The following is a 7326-nucleotide window of genomic DNA, read 5'->3' on the forward strand; positions in this document are numbered from 1 at the left end:
CTGTGCTTTCCTCAACGGGCAAGCTCTGAACATCTTTAAGTTTTCTCCCGATGGACCGCGACTTACGAGTCGCGGTTTCAATTGTATTGCTGGCTTCTTGCAGTTTCTTTTGAGTTTTTTCAAGGATTTCGGTAAACTTGCCGAACTCCGTTTTTACGGCACTGAGGAGATTCCAGACCTCGCTGGAGCGCTTTTCAATGGCGAGAGTCCTAAAGCCCATTTGCAAGCTGTTGAGCAGGGCAGCGAGGGTGGTGGGGCCGGCAATGACCACCTTATACTCTCTTTGTAGTAGTTCACAGAGGCCGGGACGGCGGATGATTTCCGCATATAGCCCTTCAATCGGGAGGAAAAGGATGCCGAAATCCGTTGTACTAGGTGGGGCTATGTATTTTTCATGAATGGATTTGGCTTCAGTTTTAATCCGGTATTCCAGTGCCTTTTCGGCCTCAGCGATGCGGGGAAGGTCACATTGGTCTTGGGCATCGAGGAGACGGTCATAATCTTCCAAGGGGAATTTGGCATCGATGGGCAGATAGACGATGCCTTCATTGCCATCCTTCGCCGGAATATTAATGGCAAATTCCACGCGATCCTTGCTGCCGACTTTGGTTACCACATTTTTGGAATACTGATCAGGGGTAAGGACTTGCTCAAGAAGATTGCCCAGTTGAATCTCTCCCCAAGTTCCCCGAGTCTTAACATTAGTCAGGACTTTTTTCAAATCCCCCACACCGGAGGCCAGTGTCTGCATTTCTCCCAAGCCTTTATGAACCAGCTCCAGGCGATCACTAACCAGCTTAAAGGATTCGCCGAGGCGTTGTTCCAAGGTAGAGGTCAATTTTTCGTCGACAGTTGCCCGCATCTGTTCCAGCTTCCGGGAGTTATCCTGTTGAAGGAGCTGGAGCCGTTCTTCTACGGTTTTCCGCATCTGCTCTAATTTCTGTTCATTGGTTTGGGATAGATTGTTTAATTGCTTGGCAAAGATATCCAGCTGGCTCCGTTGAAGATTGGCGATCTCGGCGGTCTGAGTGAGTTGGGAGTCACTAAAGCGTTTTAAAGCTTCGCTCATCTCCTGACGCCCTTGACGGGAGTTGTTATTATTTTCTTCCCGATTCCGAGCAAATTCTTCCTGATAAAGACGTTCCTGACGTTCAAGATGTTTGCCTAGGTTAACCATTAGGTTTTCTAATTGAATTAGCTTTGCTTCTAGGTTTTGAGTATTTGCACTACTACGCTGTAGTTTCGCAAATTGATTTAGGATAAGAATTAATAAGAGGATAGCTAGTACGGCAAGACCGCTATTGATAATTGGTAAAAAGCTCATATAATTACCTCCGCTAATTGTTTATAATTTTAACCCGGCTTCTCTATTTTAACACTAAGTATCGACATTTTTCAGGAAGCCTTGCACCTTTGACCAAATTTGATTAAAATATTTAGTGGATATTAATTTAACATAATATGGAGGGTTTAAAAGCAATGAGTCAGGTTGAAACAAAGGAATTCCAAACAGAGATACGGCAGCTGCTCGATATTGTTATTAATTCCCTTTATACAGATCGGGAAATATTTTTACGCGAGTTAATTTCCAACGCTGCCGATGCCTCGGAAAAAGTAAGGTATATTCAATTAACCGGTCAGGAGATTAAGGACAGGGATCTACCCCTGGAGATCCGCATTACTCACGATGAAAATGCCAAGACCATTACTATTGCTGATTCCGGTATCGGCATGACGAAAGAGGATTTGATTGAGAACTTGGGAACCATAGCTCATTCCGGTTCCAAGGCTTTTATTCAGCGTTTGGCGGAAGCAGGAGATAAAAAGGATGTAAACCTGATCGGCCAATTCGGGGTAGGTTTCTACTCAGCCTTCATGGTGGCGGATAAAGTCTCTCTCATCACACGTTCCTATCAACCGGAAGCCCAGGGTTATCGCTGGGAATCCGATGGGAGAGGAAGTTATAGCATTGGCGAAGAAATGGATCTTCCCCGGGGAACCGGCATTACCCTTTACCTCAAGGAAGACGCTCAGAGTTTTGCTAACGCTGAAACTTTGAAGCGCATTATTAAACAATATTCCAGCTTTGTACCTTATCCCGTGTATGTGAACGAAGAAAAAATCAATACCGTTCAAGCTCTATGGACCAAGAATAAAAGTGAGATTAGCGAAGAGGAGTATACGGAATTCTATAAGTACATCGCCAATGCTTTCGATGAGCCTTTAATGAAAATGCACTTTTCCTCGGATGCGCCAATTAATATTAATACCTTGCTCTTTGTCCCCAAGTCAAACATGGAGAAATTCGGTTTTGGGCGTATGGAGACCGGTATTAACCTCTATTGCAAAAAAGTTCTTATTCAAGAGAAGGCTAAAGACATCTTACCGGAGTGGCTGCGCTTTGTACGCGGAGTAATCGATAGTGAGGAGCTCCCCCTTAATATTTCCCGTGAAACTATGCAAGACAGTGCTTTGGTGGCTAAGCTCAATAAAGTAGTAACCAGCCGTTTCTTAAAATTCCTAGATGATCAGGCTAAGAATGAACCTGAGAAATTCAAGGAATTCTGGCAGGAGTTCAGCATTTTCCTTAAAGAAGGTGCGGCTAACGACTTTACCCACCGCAATGAGATAGTTAAGCTGTTGCGCTTTGAGTCTTCCAAAACCGGGGAAGGGGAACTGATTTCTTTAACGGATTATGTAAGCAGGATGAAGGAAGGCCAAGAGTCGATTTACTTTATCAATGGTCCCACTCGGGAAATCATCGAAAAGGGTCCCTATCTGGAAGTGTTTAAAAACAAAGATTATGAAGTGATCTATACCTATGATGGCATTGATGACTATGTCTTTGATATGATCCGTGAATATGAAGGGAAACGCTTGATTTCCGCTGATCATGAGGACTTGCAGCTTGGTACCGACAGTGCGGCGGAGGGGGAAAACCTTTTATCGGCAGAAGAGCTGAAGGAGTTCAATAATTGGCTCAAAGCAGTACTTGGCGGGAAGGTCACGGAAGTTCGGGAATCCGAGCGGTTGGTGGACAGCCCTGCCATTATCCTCAGTCATTATGGAACTCACAGTATGCAGAGGATGCTCCAGCTTATGAATCGGGATCTCCAAGACGTTCCCCCGGGAATAATGGAGATCAATCCTAAGCATGCTTTGATTCAGCGGCTCAATGAATTGAGGAAGCAAGAGGATTCTTTCGCTCCTCTTGCTGCCGAACAGCTTTTTGCCAATGCCCAAATTGCCGCGGGAATTATCGTGGATCCCCGGAGTATGGTCAATCGCCTTAATGAAATTTTGGAGAAAGCACTGGGTTAAAACTCATAAGCTCAAAGAAAACCCGGCTTCGCCAGGCCTTAAGTCATACTGCGAAAGGCGAAGTCGTTGGTTGCCCTTGTGCGCCGTGAAACTTATACTTCCAGATTAGCTAAAAAAGCAGAGGTTTCTCTGCTTTTTTAAGCTATTAAGAATGGGTTTTCTTTGCTTTCATGGGTTATTCGGCCAGACCTTGTGCAAGGTTATGTATATCAGGAGTAGAATCACAGTCATCAACCGGAAAACTCACTAAAAATTCGGTGCCTTGAAAATTCGAATCAACTGTAATAGTGGCCTTATGTGCCCGAGCAATTTTATAGCATATGGCTAATCCTAATCCGGTGCCGTTTTCTTTGGTAGTAAAAAAAGGGGTTCCGAGTTTAGCCAACAATTCCTTTGGAATACCGTGCCCCTCGTCCTTAATAGCTAAAACCACCTTGCGATATTTATAGCAAGTTTGAATGGCTAAATACCCGCCGCTATTCATAGCTTCAAGACCATTACGACAAAGGTTTAGAATCATTTGGGTTATTTCCTTAGGATTTACTTTTATGTCGGGGATAGCACCCGGTAGAAAGCTAATCTGCTTATTCTGGGTAAAGGCATCTGCTTCGATAAGTGGGTAAAGATTCTTGAGAATATTATTTAAGTTCGCTACTTCATACGTAGTTTCAGTTGGTTTAGCCAGGGATAAAAATTCTTTAATTATGGAATTAGCCCGATCAAGTTCCTCAATCATAAAGTCAAAAGTTGGCTTTTTTTCTTCATCTGATTTTTCACTCATTAACTGTAAGTACCCCCGGACAGTCGTCATAGGATTTCTGATTTCATGGGCAATCCCGGCGGCCATCTGCCCGACAAGGTTAAGACGGTCAAGACGGCACATTTCGGCTTGTAAATGTTTTAGATCGGTAATATCCGAAAAAGAGAAGATAAAACACTCCTCGTTGCCAAAGGTTGTTGATTCAGCAGATAAGAGGTAGGTTTTGTCATTAGAGAAGGTAATTTCAAAATTATCGATTTTCCCCATCTTATCAAGCTGCTCTAAAATCTTATAATATTTTACGGTTGGAAAGCCTACCTCAAGTGAGGTTTTACCGATAAAATCCTTATCAATATGGTTAAAATTATTCTTAAAGTGGTTATTGATCTCCAAATAGCGATAGTCGGATTTTCTGAGAATTGCTAGACCGATGGGGGCGAACTGAAAAATCTGATTGAAACGTTTAAGAGATTTTTCCACCTCTACGAAGGGTTTTTGTAAGCTGGCGATGTATAAACTTCTGAAGATTAAGGCATAACCAATACCTTTATAGGCATGCCCCAGTAAATTGGTTGTATCATAGACGCTCTTGTATAAAGTAAATACTAATTCCCCTAATAGGATCATAGCCAGTCCGTAAGCGAGATAACGAGTATTAATTCTCCGCCCTTCCAGGGATCTATTATTGCGCATTAGGATGATGGCGGTAAAATTTAAAAAGCAAATTGCATATTCAATTACTATTTTAAGATTAGTTACCCCTCCACTTGGAGTCAACATTGCCGGCAAGAGGGGCTCCACGAAGATCACGGTGAAGAGTACCATAAAAAAGTAAATACTACTTATGAGCATCGCAAATTTTTTCTTTGGCAACCAATCCAGGATATAAAGTATGAGACCAATTCCAGCAGTTAACTGGGAGATTAACCAAAAATAAGTGGCTCTTGATGCTGTTATACCGATGGGCATACCTTGATACATTAGCGCATGGAAGAGATTCAGAATGCCGACAACGACAAAGACGATTCCTAAGGAAAATTTGCGCTCCGATTTTGTGTACGGATAAGAAAAAAAACATTGCACGGCAATAGCAAAAACAACAAAGATACTGAACAATTCTAAAATTATATGGGTGGTAAGGTAGTAAGGTTCCGGGATTATGAAATAGAATTCGTTGTTGAATAATCTGTTTAAAAGTAGAAAACTTAAGGCTAAAGCAATAATACCATAAACCTGCAAATTAGAATGTTTTGAACTCAATTTTATCCTCCCTGCCACAACAATTTGATGAAATAGTATTTCGTACATTAATGACTTTCTTACAATTTCTTAACAATTTCTTAAATTTAAGGCAATTAAGAATAATTATTTCTCCATAAAACGCGGATTTCCTTTCGGTTTTTGTAGTATTCAAAAAATTTCTACTATTTATATCTAATAATTTTCTTCTATAATGTAAATCCCCCTAAAATAAAGGAATATCAATTCCTAATAGCGAAGCAGTATAAAATACTTTATAACGAATTGCGAAGAATCTTCTACGGTTATTTTGCAAACACTAACCAAATAAAAAGGAAAGGACGTGAGGTAATGACCCATTGGCAAAGCGGTACACGACCGATGGTTTATTATGTTAATCCAAATGATCCCAGAAACCTCAAGCAGAAGGAAGAGGATATTAAAACTCTTCCGGTAGAATACCGGAATTTTTATCATGAAATCGCTCAATTCATACCCTACCAGCGAATATTTATCGATCCTTTCTATACTTTAGGTTATGGCATCGATGCCAGTTTCTATCGCCTTATCCCAAAAGTTGTGATTCGAGTACTCAATAAGGAAGAAATGGGGGAGATTCTGCGCATTTCCCAGAGGATGAAGATTCCGGTCACTTTTCGGACGGCAGGGACCAGTCTATCCGGCCAAGCCCTCTCCGACTCTGTCCTTCTGGTTCTCCAAGGATCCTGGCGGGAATATAAAGTCCACGAAGAGGGAAAAAAGATTACTCTAGAGCCTGGGATTCTCGGTGTTGAGGCTAATCGTTATCTAAGATCCTATAAGAGAAAGATCGGTCCGGATCCGGCTTCCATCGACCATTGTATGATTGGCGGGATCGCGGCCAATAATGCCAGCGGTATGTGCTGTGGTACCTCCGATAACAGCTATAAGACGGTCGAAGATATGCAAATCATTTTTGATGACGGTACTGTACTTGATACAGCCACTCCTTCTTCAAGGAAATACTTCATGGAACGCAAAAAGGAGCTTATCCGGCAAATCGAAGAGATCAGGGATGAGATCAACGCCGACCCTGACCTAGTGGCCATGGTTAAGAAAAAGTATAAGATTAAAAATACCACCGGGTACGGTATAAATGCTTTTGTAGATTATCAAGATCCTATTGAGATTATTAAGCACGTAATGATCGGCTCTGAGGGAACTTTAGGTTTTATTTCGCAAATTACATATAAAACGGTTATCGACCATGACCACAAAGCCTCGGCTTTAATCATTTATCCGGATATGGAGCATGCTTGTCATGCTGTGATGCGGCTCAATCGTGATCTTGTAGCCGCTGCGGAGATGATGGATAGAGCGTCCCTTCGCTCCGTGGAAGATGCGCCGGGAATGCCGGATTATTTAAAGACTCTTTCCGATACGGCAACAGCTCTATTAGTCGAAGTACGGGCTGCTACCCCGGAAGAGTTAGAGCAAGGGATTAAGAAGGCTACAGAAGTTTTAGTCGATATTCCTACGGTATTCCCCATCGAGTTTACCGCCGTAAAACAAGAATACGAAACCTACTGGAAAATCCGCAAAGATATCTTTCCGGCAGTAGGAGGGGTCCGTGCCCAGGGGACAGCAGTCTTAATTGAGGACGTGGCCTTTCCTCTGGACCGCTTAGCGGAAGCCACCGCAGACCTCCGGAACAGTCTTAATAAATTTGGTTATACCGATGCCATTATTTACGGTCATGCTTTAGATGGCAACTGGCACTTTATCTTTACCCCCAAGTTTGAGACCGATGAGGAAATCGCTCGCTATGAGGGATTAATGGATGAGGTCAATGACTTTGTAGTTAAAAAGTACAACGGTTCTTTAAAAGCAGAACATGGCACAGGCCGCAATATGGCACCTTTTGTGGAGCTGGAGTGGGGAAGCAAGGCTTATCAGTTGATGCGGCGAATTAAGTCTGCTTTTGATCCGCATAATCTGCTGAATCCCGGAGTCATTATCAATGACAA

General features: G+C 42.5%; 4 protein-coding genes. 2 read left to right on the forward strand and 2 right to left on the reverse strand.

Going from position 1 to position 7326, the window contains the following annotated elements; translation table 11 throughout:
- Positions 1–1324 (reverse strand): DNA recombination protein RmuC (locus AC1U9U_RS14455; protein WP_479961257.1); only part of this gene is annotated, 1324 nt, incomplete at its 3' end.
- Between the two features lie 155 nt (positions 1325–1479).
- On the opposite strand from AC1U9U_RS14455, the gene htpG reads away from it, so the two are divergent.
- On the forward strand, positions 1480–3321 hold the full coding sequence (gene htpG / locus AC1U9U_RS14460) for a molecular chaperone HtpG (protein WP_479961258.1): 1842 nt from the start codon (positions 1480–1482) through the stop codon (positions 3319–3321).
- A 175-nt stretch (positions 3322–3496) separates the two neighbouring features.
- On the opposite strand, the gene AC1U9U_RS14465 is transcribed toward htpG, so the two are convergent.
- Positions 3497–5341 carry an MASE3 domain-containing protein gene (locus tag AC1U9U_RS14465; protein ID WP_479961259.1) on the reverse strand — a complete coding sequence of 615 codons (1845 nt, stop codon included), beginning with the start codon at positions 5339–5341 and terminating at the stop codon, positions 3497–3499.
- Between the two features lie 330 nt (positions 5342–5671).
- Here AC1U9U_RS14465 and AC1U9U_RS14470 point away from each other — a divergent pair.
- A partial coding sequence (locus tag AC1U9U_RS14470; RefSeq protein ID WP_479961260.1) for an FAD-binding oxidoreductase occupies positions 5672–7326 on the forward strand: 1655 nt, incomplete at its 3' end.

Source organism: Desulfitobacterium sp., from assembly GCF_982384815.1.

Coding starts and splice junctions, on each gene's coding strand:
- htpG (WP_479961258.1), top strand. CDS start 1,480: ATGAGTCAGGTTGAAACAAAGGAATTCCAAACAGAGATACGGCAGCTG.